This is a genomic window from Microbulbifer sp. ABE4_465 (assembly GCF_056160765.1).
This window is the reverse complement of the sequence record NZ_JBSWXV010000005.1, coordinates 122,636-138,490: the sequence shown is the minus strand read 5'-3', so window position 1 is coordinate 138,490 and position 15,855 is coordinate 122,636. Positions and strand designations below refer to the sequence as shown.

The following is a 15,855-nucleotide window of genomic DNA, read 5'->3' as shown; positions in this document are numbered from 1 at the left end:
AGCAAGCAGGCTCCTACAACGGATTCTTTTCGCAGAAGCTGCGAATGCGCCTTGCTGCTTCGATACATTCTTCCAGGGTGGCGACCAGGGCCATGCGCACATATTCCGCGCCGGGATTTACTCCGTTGGCCTCGCGGGCCAGGTAGGCGCCGGGCAGTACAGTGATGTGCTGCTGGCGGAACAACTCGCGGGCGAAGGATTCACCGTCGCCGACCCTCGGCCACAGGTAGAAGCTCGCTTCCGGTTTTTGTACCTCGATACAGCCGTCGAGTATTTCCAGTACTGCATCGAACTTCTGGCGATACAGTTCGCGGTTCTCTTTCACGTGCTGTTCGTCCTGCCACGCGGCAATGGACGCATACTGGGTAGGTACCGGCATGGCGCAGCCGTGATAGGTGCGATACAGCAGGAATTTTTCCAGAACTTCACCGTCGCCGGCCACAAAGCCGGAGCGCAGGCCGGGCAGGTTGGAGCGCTTGGACAGGCTGTGAAATACCACGCAGCGGCGGTAGTCATCGCGCCCGAGTTCCGCGCAGGCTTGCAGCAGGCCCGCTGGGGGATTGGCCTCGTCGAAATAGAGTTCCGAGTAGCATTCGTCGGAGGCGATGATGAAGTCGTACCTGTCCGCCAGCGCGATCAGTTGTTTCAGATCGTCGGTACTCAGTAGCGCGCCGGTGGGGTTGCCCGGGGTGCAGAGGTACAGCAGGCTGCATTCCTGCCAGACACTCTCTGGCACCGCAGCAAAGTCGGGTTTGAAGCCGTTTTCCGCACTGCAGTTTACAAAGTGGGGCGAGGCACCGGCGAGAAACGCAGCGCCTTCATAGATCTGGTAGAAGGGGTTTGGCATCACCACCTTCGAGCCTGGCGTCACTACCGCCTGCGCGAAGGCGAACAGCGCTTCGCGGGTACCATTGACCGGAATCACTTCCGATTCTGCATTCAGTGCCGAAAGTTTGAACCGATTGCACAGCCAGTTGGCGATGGTCTCACGCAGCGCGTCCAGCCCTTTGGTGAGCGGGTAGGCGGCGAGTTTTTCCAGGTTGTCGATCAGTTCGTCGCGGACAAACGCCGGCGGCGTGTGTTTGGGTTCACCGATGGACAGCGCGATGTGCGGCAGTGCTGCGGGCGTTTCAATACCCTCTTTCAGTTTTGCCAGTTTGGCGAAAGGGTAGGGCTGCAGCTGTTGCAAATTCGGGTTCATATTATTGTCTGCTTGTAACGCGTTTTACGACTCTATTCAGGGGCGCTCACGACGGTTCACGGCTGCGGCGGCAAGGTGGCCTGGTGCGCGTCCAGTTCCTGGCAGATCGCCTGTTCCAACAGTTCGATCAGGCTGTCGTCGGTCAGCGGCTGATCGTCGCCGGCGGTAATATGGAAAATATCCTCGACCCGTTCCCCAAGCGTGGAAATCTTTGCGTTGTGCAGTCGCAGATCGTGGGTAATAAAAATCCGTGCGATGCGCGCAAGCAGGCCAGGGCGGTCCGCGCTGGTGATTTCCAGGGTGCTGTAGGTGTCGCCGGGCTCAGTGGAGATATGGGCCTGGCTCGGCAGATGGAACATTTTCAGGCGGCGCGGGGTGCGGCGCTTGATCACTTTTGAATAATCCTCCACCAGTTTCAGTTCTTTGTGGAGGGTATTGCGGATCTGCTCCAGGCGGTGGGGTTCGTCCAGCAGTGGCTGGCCACTCTCGTCCAGTACGTAAAAAGTATCCAGTGTGTAGCCACCGGCGGAGCTGTACAGCCGCGCGTCGTGAATGTTCAGGTTGAGCATGTCGAGGCCGGTAACCACCGCGGCAAACACGTTGGGTCTGTCCGGGGTGTATACAAATACTTCCGTAGCGCCGTCGTGTTCTCCGGGGCCCGAGTTGCGGGTTAATACCACAGAGTCGCTGTCTTCGTCCCGCGCCGGGTCTTTCTGCAGCTGATAGATGGCGGCGGTGTGCCAGGTGATGCTGTCGGTACTTTCGCGTACGAAATAGTCTTCACCCATTTCCGACCAGATATCTTCCACCGCATTGCTGGGGACTCCCATGGCGCGCAGCATATTGCGCGCCTGTGCCTGGGTTTCCACGTAGATTTCGTCGCGGTCGATGGGGTTTTCAAGGCCGCGCCGCAGGGCGCGCTGGGTGTACTGATACAGCTGGCGCATCAGGCTGGCACGCCAGCTGTTCCACAGGTCCGGGTTGGTGGCGTTAATGTCTGCCACCGTCAGTGCGTAGAGGTAGTCCAGGTGTTCACGGTCGCCCACTTCGGCGGCAAAGGCGTGGACCACTTCCGGATCGGTAATGTCCTGTTTCTGGGAGACGGCGCTCATCAGCAGGTGCTTTTCTACCAGCCAGCACACCAGGCGGCGGTCGCGAGCTGAGAGCCCGTGGCGACGACAGAACGCATCTGCATCGATCACGCCAAGTTTGGAGTGGTCACCGCCGCGGCCCTTGGCAATATCGTGATAGAGGCCAGCGATATACAGCAGCTCGGGCTTGCGCATGCGCGACAGGATTTCTGCGGCCAGCGGGAACTTCTCCCAGGCCTCGTCGCTGCGGAAGCCGCGCATATTGCGCACTACCTGCAGGGTGTGGGCATCCACGGTGTAAATATGGAATAGGTCGTGCTGCATCTGCCCGGTGACGCGACCAAACTCCGGCAGGTAGCGGCCGAGGATGCCGTAGCGGGTCATTCGGGTCAGCTGCGTGGACAGGCCACGCGGGCTGCGCAGCAGCTGCATAAACAGGCGCGCATTTGCCGGGTCCGCGCGGAACTGATCGTCGATCAGATGGCGGTGTTCGCGCATCAGGCGAATGGTGGAGGCGCGCACCCCGTGGATTTCCGGGTTGTTTGCCATCAGCACAAAGATTTCCAGCAGGGCGGGCGGGTACTCGATAAAGGTGCGTGTTACCGCTGCCTCGATGGTATTGCCGCGCAGTTGGAAGCGCTCGTTGATGGGGGTGACCGGCAGATGCTTGCCGCGCTGCAGGATCACTTCATCCAGGAACTGCAGCATCACATCGTTTAATTCCCGCAGCGCCATCACGATGCGGTAATAGGTGTGCATGAACTGCTCCACCGCCAGGTGGGTGTCGTTGTCCTTGTAGCCGAAGTCTCGCGCCAGTTCCCGCTGGTAGTCGAACAGCAGCCGTTCTTCAGGGCGGCCAGCCAGCAGGTGCAGGCCGTAGCGCACCCGCCACAGGAAGTCCTCGCCTGACTGCAGGATGGCGAACTCTTCCTCGGTGAAGAAACCCTTGCCCTGCAATTGTTTCAGTGTGCGCACATGAAAATAGCGCTTGGCCACCCAGTTGATGGTCTGGATATCCCGCAGGCCGCCGGGGGCGTTTTTAATATTGGGTTCAAGATTGTACTCGGCACCCTGCTGCTTGCTGTGGCGGGCTTCCTGCTCTTCGTACTTTGCGCTGAAGAACTGGTCTGCGGGCCATAGATTGTCGGGTGTCATGCGCTCGGTGAGGGTTTCACAGAGGGCCGGGTTGCCGACCACGGTGCGGCATTCCATCAGGTTGGTAGCAACCGTGATGTCTTCCGCCGCCATTTCCACACACTGGTCCACGGTGCGCACGGCGTGGCCAATATCCAGTTTCAGATCCCACAGGAAGGCGACCAGGCGCTCGATATTGTCGACGACGGTCTCGTCCGGCTTTTCGGTGGAGAGAATGAGCAGGTCTATATCGGAATTGGGATGCAGTTCGCCGCGGCCGTAGCCCCCGACGGCCAGCAGGCTGATGGTGCTCGGCCACTGGAACTGGTGCCAGGCGTAGTGCAGCAGGCAGTCCACAAACAGGGCGCGCTCGTAGACCAGCGTGCGAACATCTTCGCCCTCGCGGAAACGGCGTGCCATATGGGTATCTGCCGCGCCTACCGCATCCTTGAAAATTTCCAGAGTGGGGCGGGCACCCTCCGCCAGATCTCTCCGGAACCGGGACTGGTCGAAGAAAAACAGGGGCTTTTCGAAATGCGGTAACTGCGCAAGCTGCGTGGAATTCATAGATGCGGAACCCGGTTTACCCTGTCGGCCAGCGCGAGCGCTGAAATGTGTCTTGTTTTTGGTCGGGGTCAGAACGACTCTTCCTTGCGCGCGGTGAGAATCTCAACCCCGTCGCTGGTGACCGCCATAGTGTGCTCCCACTGCGCGGACAGGCGGCGATCGACAGTGACCGCAGTCCAGCCGTCACGCAGCACTCGGCTGCCGGGCTTACCGGCGTTGATCATCGGTTCGATGGTGAAGGTCATGCCTTCCTCCAGTACCTGGCCGGTGCCCGGCTTGCCATAGTGGAGGATCTGCGGGTCTTCGTGGAAGACGTCACCGATGCCGTGGCCGCAGAAGTCTTTGACCACGGAGTAGTAATTTTTTTCTGCGTGCTGCTGGATCACGTGGCCGATATCGCCAAGGGTGGTGCCGGGGCGCACGATCTCGATCGCCTTGTACAGGCATTCCTGGGTGATCTTGACCAGGCGTTCCGCATGGGCGGCGGGTTTGCCGACGAAGTACATTTTGGACGTATCGCCGTACCAGCCGTCCTTGATGACGGTGACGTCGATATTGATGATGTCGCCTTTCTTCAGCACCTTGGACTCGGAGGGGATGCCGTGGCAGATCACTTCGTTAACGGAGGTGCAGATGGATTTGGGAAAGCCGCGATAGCCCAGGCAGGCGGGGATGGCCTCCTGAACATTGACGATATAGTCATGACAGCGGCGGTCCAGTTCTTCCGTGGTGACACCGGGAACCACATGTTCGCCAATCATCTCCAGCACTTCGGCGGCCAAGCGGCCGGCGGTGCGCATTTTGGCGATCTGTTCTGGACTTTTTACAGCGTTGGTCATGAATCTTCCCGGGTATTCGTGGCTTTTGGCAGAAGTGCGCGTGTTTTGCACACTTTTAACGCAATTTTGGTGCAGTCAGGGCCCCGAGGTCAGACTGGGCCCGGAAACGGCGCGATATTGTAGCGGAATTACAGGGGCAGGGCATTAGGTGACCGGAATGTCAGCATTCGTGTCCGACCCAGAGCGATTCTGCAGAATCCGCTTTCGTGGCGCTGTTCACACTTCCAGCGCCCTGAGGAATATGGTATAAAGCGCGCCGCTTTGGGCAGTGCCCGAGGTGAAACTAAACAAAGGGTGGTGAATTTCACCGCACTTAACAAACGCCGCACATATACCGGCACATTCTCCTGGGTGTCTTTGTGGTTCCCCATCTGATGGTGAAACCCGAGGATTGGTGAATGGGGTATATGGAGGATCAAACCCGGGAAGCATTCGGCCTTTAAGTTACGGTCGGCTGCCTCCGTATTATTGTTATTGAGGTTTATTATGCCGCAAGTCAGCATGCGCGATATGCTGCAGGCTGGTGTCCACTTTGGTCACCAGACTCGCTACTGGAACCCGAAGATGGGTGAATACATCTTTGGTGCTCGCAACAAGATTCACATCATCAACCTGGAGCACACTGTTCCGGCCTTCAACGAAGCTCTGCAAGTCATCAAAGGCATGGCAGCGCAGAAGAAGAAGATCCTGTTTGTTGGTACCAAGCGCGCTGCGCAGAAGTCCATCAAAGAGCAGGCCGAACGTGCGGGTCAGCCCTACGTCAGCAACCGCTGGCTGGGTGGTATGCTCACCAACTACAAAACCATTCGTGCTTCCATCAAGCGTTACCGCGATCTCGAAGCCCAGTCTCAAGACGGTACCTTCGAAAAGCTGACCAAAAAAGAAGCCCTGATGCGTACCCGCACCATGGAGAAGCTTGAGCGCTCCATCGGTGGTATCAAAGACATGGGTGGTCTGCCGGACGTACTGTTCGTGATCGACGTGGAGCACGAGCGTATCGCTATCCAGGAAGCCAACAAGCTGGGTATCCCTGTGATCGGTATCGTTGATACCAACAGCAGCCCGGAAGGCGTTGACTACATCATCCCTGGTAACGATGACGCGATTCGTGCCATCAAGCTGTACACCACTGCGGTAGCCGACGCTGTACTGGCTGGCACTGCCGAAGCTGGTGGCGCTGCTGCTCAGAATGAGTACGTTGAAGCGCAGGACGATCAGCAAGCTGCGGACTCCTAATTCGGAGTACTAGCCGCAGGCTACTGGCGGTGTAACATTTTTGGGTTACGCTGCAGGGAAAAGGGGCCACTTATCCGGCCCCTTTTTTTCAAATCCAACAAAGAATTTGAATCTGAACCCGAGGATTGAATCATGGCGATTACCGCGTCAATGGTAAAAGAACTGCGCGAGCGCACCGGTCTGCCGATGATGGAGTGTAAAAAAGCACTGAACGAGGCAGATGGCGACATCGAGAAAGCGATTGAAGACCTGCGCAAGGCTTCCGGCCTGAAAGCGGCCAAGAAAGCTGGCCGTACCGCTGCTGACGGCGTTGTTGCTGCCAAAGTTGCCGAAGACGGCAGCTACGGTGTTCTGGTTGAGGTGAACTCCGAAACCGACTTCGTTGCCCGCGATGAAGGCTTCAAAGCTTTCGTTGGCAAGGTTGTCGACAAGGCATTTGCCGATCGTCAGGAAGATGTTGCTGCACTGATGGAAGGTGAGCTGGAAGAAGCGCGCGAAGCGCTGGTACAGAAAATCGGTGAGAACATCGGTGTTCGTCGCATTCAGCTGGTTGAAGCGCCGGTAGTGGGTGCCTATGTGCACTCCAACAGCCGTATCGCTGCCATCGTTGCCCTGAGTGGCGGTGATGTTGAAACCGCGCGCGACGTGGCCATGCACGTAACTGCGGTCAACCCGCAGGTGGTTAAGCCGGAAGATATGCCGGCTGACGTGCTGGAGAAGGAAAAAGACATCATCAAGGCGCAGCCGGATATGGAAGGCAAGCCTGCCGAAATCGTCGAGAAGATGATGGGCGGCCGCATCAAGAAGTTCCTGAAGGAAAACAGCCTGGTGGAACAGCCTTTCGTTAAGAACCCGGACGTGAGCATCGGCAAACTGGTGAAAGATGCCGGTGGCGACGTTGCTAGCTTCGTGCGTTTTGAGGTGGGTGAAGGTATCGAGAAAGAAGACGTTGACTTTGCAGCGGAAGTGGCCGCTCAGGTTAAAGCCAGCTCTTGATGTCTGAATCAGCCGGCGACCAAGCGGTCGCTGGCGCCAGCGGGGTGCACCCGGTGTGTTCATTTGAATACGTCCGGGGCGCCCCGCTGTTGTATCTGGACCACTAAGGGTTTCTGCTCGATATTTGAGCGAAATTGGTGGCGGGTGAGGCTATCCCGCACTTTGAACCAGGCCAGATCGGTATAGCCATAGGTAAAGCGCCGAATTTGTTGTAATGTTCGGCGGGCGCGACCCGGAACTGCGGTTGCGTCTCAACAGAGAATTTAGCCCGTAACAGTTGAGGAACAAGGGATGCCAGGTATTAAAGACCGCAAGTACAAGCGAATCCTGTTAAAGCTCAGCGGAGAAGAGCTGATGGGCGAACAGGGGTTTGGTATCAGCCCCAAAGTGCTCGACAAAATGGCCCTTGAGATCGGCCAGCTGGTGGGTATTGGTGTCCAGGTTGGTCTGGTGGTCGGTGGCGGCAATTTGTTCCGCGGTGCCGCGTTGAACGCTGCAGGCCTCGACCGGGTAACCGGCGACCACATGGGCATGCTGGCCACCGTGATGAACGCCCTGGCTCTGCGCGATGCCCTGGAGCGCTCCAATATATCTTCCCGCGTTATGTCGGCCATTCAGATGAGCGGTATCGTGGACCACTACGACCGCCGCGCCGCCATCCGTTACCTGGAGCGTGGCGAAGTGCTGATTTTTGCCGCCGGCACAGGTAACCCCTTCTTTACCACCGATTCCGCTGCCTGTCTGCGCGGTATCGAGATTGAGGCGGAAATGGTGCTCAAAGCCACCAAGGTGGACGGCGTCTACTCGGCGGACCCGAAACTGGTGCCCGACGCCACCCGCTACGACCAACTTACTTACGACGAGGTTCTGGACAAGAAACTCGGGGTAATGGATCTAACCGCAATCTGCCTCTGCCGCGAACACAATATGCCTGTGCGGGTGTTCCGCATGGATAAGACCGGCGCACTGCTCAATATTGTTGTGGGTGGTGAAGAGGGCACACTGATCGAAGAGGAAGTGAATCGTGATTAACGATATCAAGAAACAGGCCGAAACGCGCATGGGTAAAGCCATCGATGCGCTGGGTACCAACTTCAATAAAATTCGTACCGGCCGCGCCCATCCGAGCATTCTGGACGGTATCCAGGTGTCCTATTACGGCTCCGACACGCCGCTGTCTCAGGTGGCCAACGTGACCGTAGAAGATGCGCGTACCTTGTCTGTTACTCCCTGGGAAAAGAACCTGGTGCCGGAAATCGAAAAGGCCATTATGAAGTCCGATCTGGGCCTCAACCCCAGCACCGCCGGTGCGGTAATCCGTATCCCGATGCCGATGCTGACCGAGGAAACCCGTAAGAACTTTATCAAGCAGGCCAAAGGCGAAGCGGAAAGCGCGCGGGTCTCCATCCGCAACAATCGTCGCGATGCCCTGGCCGAAGTGAAGGCGCTGGTTAAGGATAAGGAAATCTCCGAGGACGACGAGCGTCGTGCAGCGGACGAGATCCAGAAACTGACCGATAAATATATTGCCGAGGTGGAAAAGGCACTGGCGGCAAAAGAAAAAGACCTGATGGAAATCTGATGTCTTCTGGCGGTACTGGTGTGACAGCACTCAAGCAGGCGGGACCGCGACATGTTGCCATCATCATGGATGGGAATGGCCGCTGGGCTGCGCGTCGCGGGCTGTCACCGTCCGCCGGGCACAAGGCGGGCGTTGAGCGGATCCGCGATCTGATCGAAGCGTGTAAAGAGCGCCAGATCGAGGTGCTTACCCTGTTCGCATTTTCCAGTGAGAACTGGCAGCGTCCGCCCAAGGAGGTAGAGCTGCTGATGACCCTGTTCCACTCCTATCTGCGCCGGGAGGCCCGGCGTATGCAGGAGCAAGGTGTGCAATTGCGTGTGATTGGGCGGCGCGACCGCTTTTCACCGAGGGTGCAGCGGGCGATTGTGGAAGCGGAATCCATCACCTGCGATGGCCAAAATGGCACTCTGGTGATCGCTGCCGATTACGGTGGCCAGTGGGATATCGCCCAGGCCGCGCGTACGCTGGCTGAAGAGGTCGCTAGCGGTCAACGCTCTGCCGATTCCATCGACGAGGAATCTTTGGGCGCGCACATCCAGCTGGCGGACCTGCCGCCGGTGGATCTGCTGATTCGCTCCAGTGGGGAGCAGCGAATCAGTAATTTCGTGCTTTGGCAGGCGGCGTACAGCGAGTTCTATTTCACCGATACGCTGTGGCCGGATTTCGACGTGCCAGCGCTGGATCTTGCGCTGGAGGCATTTCGACTGCGGGACCGTCGTTACGGTGGGCGCGGCGAGGATGGCCTGGGGGCTCAAGCCTGACAGAACCGGATCTGCCAGGCTGACGAGCACGGATTACCGATTGATAATAGTTAAAGGTTTTTAAGGGTTTAACGGTGCTAAAACAAAGAATAATTACCGCGCTGGTGTTGGTTGCTCTTTTCCTGGGGTTGCTGTTTTTTGTGCCCCTGCAATGGTTCTCCATTGTGATCGCCGGGGTCATTCTGCTGGGTGGCTGGGAATGGGCCAACCTCTCCAATCTGAACCGTGCCCTGCGCTTTGTTTTTCTCGCCGCACTGGGTTGTGCATTGATCGCCACGGCCCACTATGTTTTCAGTTTTGATTTCTCAACCCCCGATACCGATCGCGCACGTCAGATACTGGCGGTTGCCTGCGGTTGGTGGGCGCTGGCCTTTCTATGGGTGCAGGGGTACCCCGCCAGTGCCATGTTGTGGGGGAATCGGTGGGCGCGCGGGTTGATCGGTCTGGTGGTTCTGGTTCCAGCGTGGTTGTCCGTCGTTATTCTGCAGGGGCAGGATCACGGTGCCTGGCTGGTGCTGTTTGTGGTTGCGGTGGTCGTGGCTGCCGACGTGGGTGCCTACTTTGTGGGGCGCAAGTTCGGCAAACACAAGCTGGCGCGGGAAGTGAGCCCCGGAAAATCCTGGGAGGGCTTTTTCGGCGGTCTCGCAGCCTGTCTGGTTCTGGCGCTGGGCGTGTCCGTGGCGTTTGATCTGCCCACCAAAAATACGGTGCTTTTCACTATCGGCGTGCTGGTGACCGCACTGGCATCCGTGATTGGTGATCTTGTGGAAAGTATGTTCAAGCGCCATCGGGGGATCAAGGACAGCAGCCGAATCCTGCCGGGACACGGCGGTATTCTGGATCGCCTGGATAGTCTTACTGCAGCGCTGCCCGTGTTTACCATGGCGGCGCTTGCCAGCGAACTGCCCAAATATCTGTAATCTTCGATAGTTGATTTGGGCGCAGAGGTATTTCGAATTCATGCAAACCACGACCCCACAACCTGTCTGTGTGCTCGGGTCCACCGGTTCCATCGGGGTGAGTACGCTGGATGTGCTTGCCCGTCACCCTCAGGATTATTCTGTTTTTGCCCTGACTGCGCGCGACCGCGTGGCCGAGCTGGCACAGCAGTGCCGCCGGTTTAATCCACGCTATGCCGTAGTATTGGACGAGGGGAAAGCGCTGCGACTTCGTGGCGAGTTCGCTGAAGAAGGGCTCTCCACGCAAGTGCTGAGTGGTGTGGAAGGTTTATGCCAGGTGGCATCTGACCCACAGGTGGCCATAGTTATGGCTGCGATTGTAGGCGGGGCCGGATTGCAGCCGACACTGGCGGCCGTGCAGGCAGGGAAAAAGGTGCTGCTGGCGAATAAAGAGTCGCTGGTGATGGCCGGGCCGCTGTTTATGTCGGCTCTGGCGGAAAGTGACGCCTCACTGTTGCCGATCGATAGCGAGCACAACGCGATTTTTCAGTGTCTGCCGTATCCGTGCGATAGCCTGGCAGATGCCGGTGTGGAGCGTATTTTGCTGACAGGCTCGGGCGGGCCTTTCCGCACCGCAGACCCTGAGAGTTTGCACCGGGTTACGCCAGATGAGGCCTGTAACCACCCCAACTGGTCCATGGGACGCAAAATTTCGGTGGATTCCGCCACCATGATGAACAAGGGGCTGGAATTCATTGAGGCCTGCTACCTTTTTCACGCGGAACCTGCCGATATTCAGGTGGTGGTACACCCGCAAAGCATCGTGCACTCCATGGTGCAATATCGGGATGGTTCCCTGTTGGCGCAGATGGGGGAACCCGATATGCGTACACCCATTGCACATGCCCTGGCGTTTCCCCAGCGTATTGACAGTGGTGTAGGTGCGCTGGATCTGATTTCTGCCGGACGCCTGGACTTTGAGGCGCCGGATGAGGCGCGATTCCCCTGCCTCCGTCTGGCGCGGGAAGCAATGGAGCAGGGTGGCAGCGCGCCAACCGTGCTCAACGCGGCGAATGAGGTGGCGGTGGAGGCGTTTCTCGAAGGGACGCTCCCGTTCACCGGAATCGCTGACTTGATCGAAAAGGTCATGAATTCTACCAAAATGGTTGAACTGACGGATCTGGGTACAGTCGAACTGGCTGATCGGGAAGCGCGTGCGCGAGCTCATGAGGTGCTGAGCGAGCTGTGCGGCGTCCACAGCGTCGACGGTGATAATACCAACGGGCAGCGGCCGCAAACGAGATCAATGTAAACTGACCCCATGTTAGATTTTCTACAGACTGCTGCCTGGGCGCTCGTTGCCCTTGGCGTACTGGTAAGCTTCCACGAGTTTGGCCACTTCATTGTGGCGCGCTGGTGTGGTGTCAAAGTGCTGCGTTTCTCCGTAGGCTTCGGCAAACGCCTGTTTTCCCGTTACGATCGCCATGGCACTGAATTTACCGTGTCGGCGATTCCACTGGGCGGTTACGTCAAGTTCCTCGACGAGCGTGAAGGTACCGTAGCGCCGGAGGATCTCGATCGGACTTTCAACCGCAAAAATGTCTGGCAGCGGATGGCGATCGCCGCCGCAGGTCCCGTGTTCAACTTCTTGCTGGCCATAGCGCTTTTCTGGGGCGTTTTTATGGGGGGGACTTCCGGCCCTGTACCCATAGTGGATCAGGTCGAGCCCCGCAGTATCGCAGCGTACGCAGGCCTGGAATCCGGCCAGGAAATCATTGCCATCGATGACCACCCCACACCCACCTGGCAGGCGCTCAACTGGCGCCTGGCGAATCGTCTCGGCGACACGGGGCATATTAAGTTTTCCGTGCGCTACCCCGATTCCACCCTCGAATATCACATGTATGCGGACATCGATCGATGGCTGGCAGGGCAGGAAGTGCCGGACCCGCTGGACGAGATCGGCGTCAAACTGTGGATTCCCAGCATCAGTATGCGCCTGGCGCAGGTAGTGGGCGGAAGCCCCGCAGAGAAAGGTGGCCTGCAAGAGGGCGATGAAATCATCGCTACCGATGGGCGCGATTACAGTGATTGGGATCAGTGGACCAGTTATATCAAGGCCCATCCGGAGCAGAGTGTGCAGGTTACCGTGCTGCGCGACGATAGTGAGCAGGTGGTTACCATAACGCCGGAGCTGGTGAGCCTCGATAGCGGTGAAAAAATTGGCCGTATCGGCGTGTTGCCGGTGGCTGCATCCTGGCCAGAGGACAAGGTGCGGCGCTATCACTATGGCGTGCTGGGCGCGTTCAATAAGGGGTTGGAAGAGACCTGGAGCAAGACGGTATTTACCCTGAACAGTTTGAAAAAACTGCTGTTTGGCGAGATCTCAACCCGTAACTTGAGTGGCCCTATCACCATTGCTAAAGTTGCCGGCACTTCGGCAGACGCAGGTTGGCAGTCATTCCTGTCTTTGCTGGCACTCCTGAGTATTAGTCTGGGAGTGTTGAATCTCTTGCCGATTCCCGTGCTCGACGGCGGCCATCTCCTCTACTACGGTATTGAAGCGATCAAAGGCTCCCCGGTGTCGGAAAAGGTGCAGATGATCGGCTTGCAGGTGGGGATGGCGATGGTTTTGGGGATCATGGCGCTGGCGTTGTATAACGATATTCTGCGTCTCTAATGAATTTTTGCCGGTGACCTCTGTCCTATTCTGTGTTCTTGGTGGGGCTTCCCATTTAGGGCGAAAGTAGGAGGGACGGGCGCCAGTTGATCTGATGATGCAATCGGATCATGCGAGAGGCGCGGCCTCTGATGTATCGGGCAATTTTGCCCTTATGGAATTGCGAATAAACACTCGGAATTAGTAGATGAAAGATTTCCTGAAGGCGGCGAGTCTCGGCCTTGCACTGCCCATTGCTGCTTACGCCCAGTCGTTTGTAGTCAACGATATTCGCGTTGAGGGGTTGCAACGTGTTTCCGCCGGTACTGTTTTTGCCGCTTTGCCTGTTCGGGTCGGTGACCAGATTGAGAGTGTCGAAATCCAGAGCGCTACTCGTGCGCTGTTTCGTACCGGTTACTTTCAGGATATTCAGATTGGACGCGAGAGCGGTGTGCTCGTCATCACCGTGCGCGAGCGCCCGGCCATTTCCAAAATTGAGATCACCGGCAACAAAGCCATCAAGACCGAAGACCTGCTCAAGGGCATGAACGACAACGGTCTGGCCGAAGGTCAAATCTTCAAGCGCGCGACCCTCGAAGGTCTGGCGCAGGAGCTGCAGCGTCAGTATGTGGCGCAGGGCCGCTATGGCGCCAGTGTTACCACCGAAGTGAAAGAGCTGCCACGCAACCAGGTGGAGCTGAAGGTGGTGGTGGATGAAGGCTCTGTTGCTGCCATCAAACATATCAATATCGTCGGCAACCAGGCGTTTTCCGATGACGAGCTAGGTGAGATCTTTGAGCTGCAGACCACTGGCTGGTTGTCCTGGCTCAATAGCGACGACAAATACAACCGTGAAAAGCTCACCGGCGACCTGGAGCGCCTAGAGTCCTACTATCTTGACCGCGGTTACCTGGAATTCAAAATTGATTCCACTCAGGTATCTTTGAGCCCGGATAAACAAAGTGTATTCATCACGGTGAATATCACTGAAGGTGATGTCTATTCTGTTTCCGAAGTTGAGCTTGCCGGCGATCCGGTGGTGTCCGAGGAAGAAATTCGCCGCCTGCTGCTGGTGCGTAAAGGGCAGACCTTCTCTCAGGTACTGATGACCACTACTTCCGACTACATTACCAAACGCCTGGGTAATGAGGGTTATACCTTTGCCGAGGTGAATGGAATTCCGGAAGCCAATGAAGATGATAAAACCGTAAAGGTCACCTTCTTTATTGATCCGGGTAAGCGCGCCTATGTACGTCGTATCAACTTCCGTGGCAATACTCGTACGTCTGACGACGTGTTGCGCCGTGAGATGCGCCAGATGGAATCCGCTTCCGCCTCTTCTGCCCGTATCGAGCAGTCCAAGGTTCGTCTTGAGCGCCTGGGGTATTTTAAGGAAGTGCAGGTGGAAACCACCGAGGTACCGGGCACGTCCGACCAGATCGATGTCGAATACACAGTAGAAGAGCAGCCTTCCGGTACCATCGGCGGTACTGTGGGTTACGCGCAGGGCAGCGGCCTGGTGCTCGGCGCTAATGTGCAGGAAAACAACTGGCTGGGTACCGGTAAATCTGTTGGTTTTGCGGTAAACACCTCGACCTATCAGACGGTACTTAACTTCTCCTATACCGACCCGTATTTCACGCCAGACGGTGTCAGTCGTGGTTTCAACGTGTTCTATCAGGAACGCGATTACTCTGAGATCAACCTGTCCAGCTATAACACCACCACTTATGGTGCGGGTTTGAGCTTCGGTTACCCGATTTCTGAGATTTCTCGTATCGGCCTGAATATCGGCTTCAATCACCTGGAGTTGAGCACCCACAGCAGTTCCGTGCAGGAAATCAAAGACAGCCCTGTGCCGATCAATGGGGTAAACGGTGAGATCAATTCCGATGATGAGGCGGATATTCTCGAAGAGCTCGAGATGGCCGTCGAAGACGGCATTGCGCTGGATCTGAGTATGCCGGTGGATACCGGTCTTCTGAACACTAACCCGGATGGCTTCGTTGATCTGTATGGCGATGAGTTTGATTCCTGGTCCCTGACGACGTCCTACGCACGCTCAACACTGAATCGGGGTATTCTCGCAACCCGCGGTGCGTCCCAGCGCGCTTCCATAGAAATAGCGCTTCCTGGCGGAGACCTCGAGTATTACAAGTTTATTTATACCGGACAGTATTTCCGCCCGCTTACCAAAGACCTGACGCTGCGTCTGCGTACGCGATTGGGCTACGCCGAAGGCTACGGCGAAACCGATGAGCTGCCGTTCTTTGAAAATTTCTACGGTGGTGGTTTTGGTTCTGTGCGCGGCTTTGAGCGCAACACACTCGGGCCGCGTTCAACACCTGCCGTGAATTACCGAACAGCACCTTGTGCGGTTGATGCAGAGGGTGATGTAACCGAATTCTGTTATGTGCTGGACGACGCAACCGGTGAGCTGGAAACGACTCCGGTGAGCAATCGCCGTCCAGACCCTTTCGGCGGCAACATTCTTGTGGAGGGCAGTGCCGAAATCATTTTCCCGATTCCGTTCGTGAAGGATCAGCGCTCCATGCAGTCCGCGTTCTTTATCGACGCGGGTAATGTATTCAGTACCAACTGCGGTGTTTCTCAGCTCAACTGTTACGATATCGACGTTGACCATATCAATGTGTCTGCAGGTATCGGTCTGACCTGGATTACCGGCTTTGGTCCGCTCACCTTCAGCTTGTCCAAAGCTCTGCAAGAAAACGAAGACGACGAGATCGAAGTATTCCAGTTCTCATTGGGTAATAGCTTCTGACCACTGGAAATTGCCGCCGCAACTGTTTAGGGTTCACTCCTGAGCGGTAAGCGGTGGCCTTCCAGATGACTTCTCATTGAAAAGGGCCACTGTGGAAGTGGCCGCAAA

At 57.0% G+C, this 15,855-nt stretch carries 12 protein-coding genes; 9 read left to right on the top strand and 3 right to left on the bottom strand.

Features of this window, described 5'->3' with window-relative positions:
* Positions 1-13: 13 nt before the first annotated feature.
* The 3 genes from dapC to map all read right to left on the bottom strand — a co-directional run bounded on the left by dapC (position 14) and on the right by map (position 4,832).
* Positions 14-1,201, bottom strand: a complete 1,188-nt coding sequence (gene dapC, locus ACXAG1_RS10520) for a succinyldiaminopimelate transaminase (protein ID WP_475119681.1) — start codon at positions 1,199-1,201, stop codon at positions 14-16.
* Between the two features lie 56 nt (positions 1,202-1,257).
* Positions 1,258-3,993, bottom strand: coding sequence for a [protein-PII] uridylyltransferase (locus ACXAG1_RS10515; RefSeq protein WP_475119680.1), 2,736 nt, complete (start codon positions 3,991-3,993; stop codon positions 1,258-1,260).
* Between the two features lie 68 nt (positions 3,994-4,061).
* Positions 4,062-4,832, bottom strand: coding sequence for a type I methionyl aminopeptidase (map, locus tag ACXAG1_RS10510; protein WP_475119679.1), 771 nt, complete (start codon positions 4,830-4,832; stop codon positions 4,062-4,064).
* A 486-nt stretch (positions 4,833-5,318) separates the two neighbouring features.
* Here map and rpsB point away from each other — a divergent pair, with 486 nt between their 5' ends.
* The 9 genes from rpsB (at position 5,319) to bamA (ending at position 15,747) form a co-directional block, all read left to right on the top strand.
* Positions 5,319-6,068 (top strand): 30S ribosomal protein S2, encoded by a 750-nt coding sequence (gene rpsB, locus ACXAG1_RS10505; protein WP_475092557.1) that lies wholly within the window; start codon positions 5,319-5,321, stop codon positions 6,066-6,068.
* Positions 6,069-6,200: 132 nt separating this feature from the next.
* Positions 6,201-7,064, top strand: a complete 864-nt coding sequence (gene tsf / locus ACXAG1_RS10500; protein ID WP_475092558.1) for a translation elongation factor Ts — start codon at positions 6,201-6,203, stop codon at positions 7,062-7,064.
* A gap of 291 nt (positions 7,065-7,355) precedes the next feature.
* Positions 7,356-8,096 carry a UMP kinase gene (pyrH, locus tag ACXAG1_RS10495; protein ID WP_043315683.1) on the top strand — a complete coding sequence of 247 codons (741 nt, stop codon included), beginning with the start codon at positions 7,356-7,358 and terminating at the stop codon, positions 8,094-8,096.
* Positions 8,089-8,646 (top strand): ribosome recycling factor, encoded by a 558-nt coding sequence (gene frr, locus ACXAG1_RS10490; protein WP_475092559.1) that lies wholly within the window; start codon positions 8,089-8,091, stop codon positions 8,644-8,646. The genes pyrH and frr overlap by 8 nt, the downstream gene beginning before the upstream one ends.
* Positions 8,646-9,407 (top strand): polyprenyl diphosphate synthase, encoded by a 762-nt coding sequence (uppS, locus tag ACXAG1_RS10485; protein ID WP_475092560.1) that lies wholly within the window; start codon positions 8,646-8,648, stop codon positions 9,405-9,407. The genes frr and uppS overlap by 1 nt, the downstream gene beginning before the upstream one ends.
* A 74-nt stretch (positions 9,408-9,481) precedes the next feature.
* Complete coding sequence (locus ACXAG1_RS10480) at positions 9,482-10,327, top strand: phosphatidate cytidylyltransferase (RefSeq protein WP_475092561.1); 846 nt, start codon at positions 9,482-9,484, stop codon at positions 10,325-10,327.
* A gap of 40 nt (positions 10,328-10,367) precedes the next feature.
* Positions 10,368-11,618, top strand: coding sequence for a 1-deoxy-D-xylulose-5-phosphate reductoisomerase (ispC, locus tag ACXAG1_RS10475; RefSeq protein ID WP_475119678.1), 1,251 nt, complete (start codon positions 10,368-10,370; stop codon positions 11,616-11,618).
* 9 nt (positions 11,619-11,627) lie between these two features.
* Positions 11,628-12,986, top strand: a complete 1,359-nt coding sequence (rseP, locus tag ACXAG1_RS10470) for an RIP metalloprotease RseP (protein WP_475092563.1) — start codon at positions 11,628-11,630, stop codon at positions 12,984-12,986.
* Between the two features lie 187 nt (positions 12,987-13,173).
* Positions 13,174-15,747, top strand: a complete 2,574-nt coding sequence (bamA, locus tag ACXAG1_RS10465) for an outer membrane protein assembly factor BamA (protein WP_475092564.1) — start codon at positions 13,174-13,176, stop codon at positions 15,745-15,747.
* Positions 15,748-15,855: the final 108 nt, after the last annotated feature.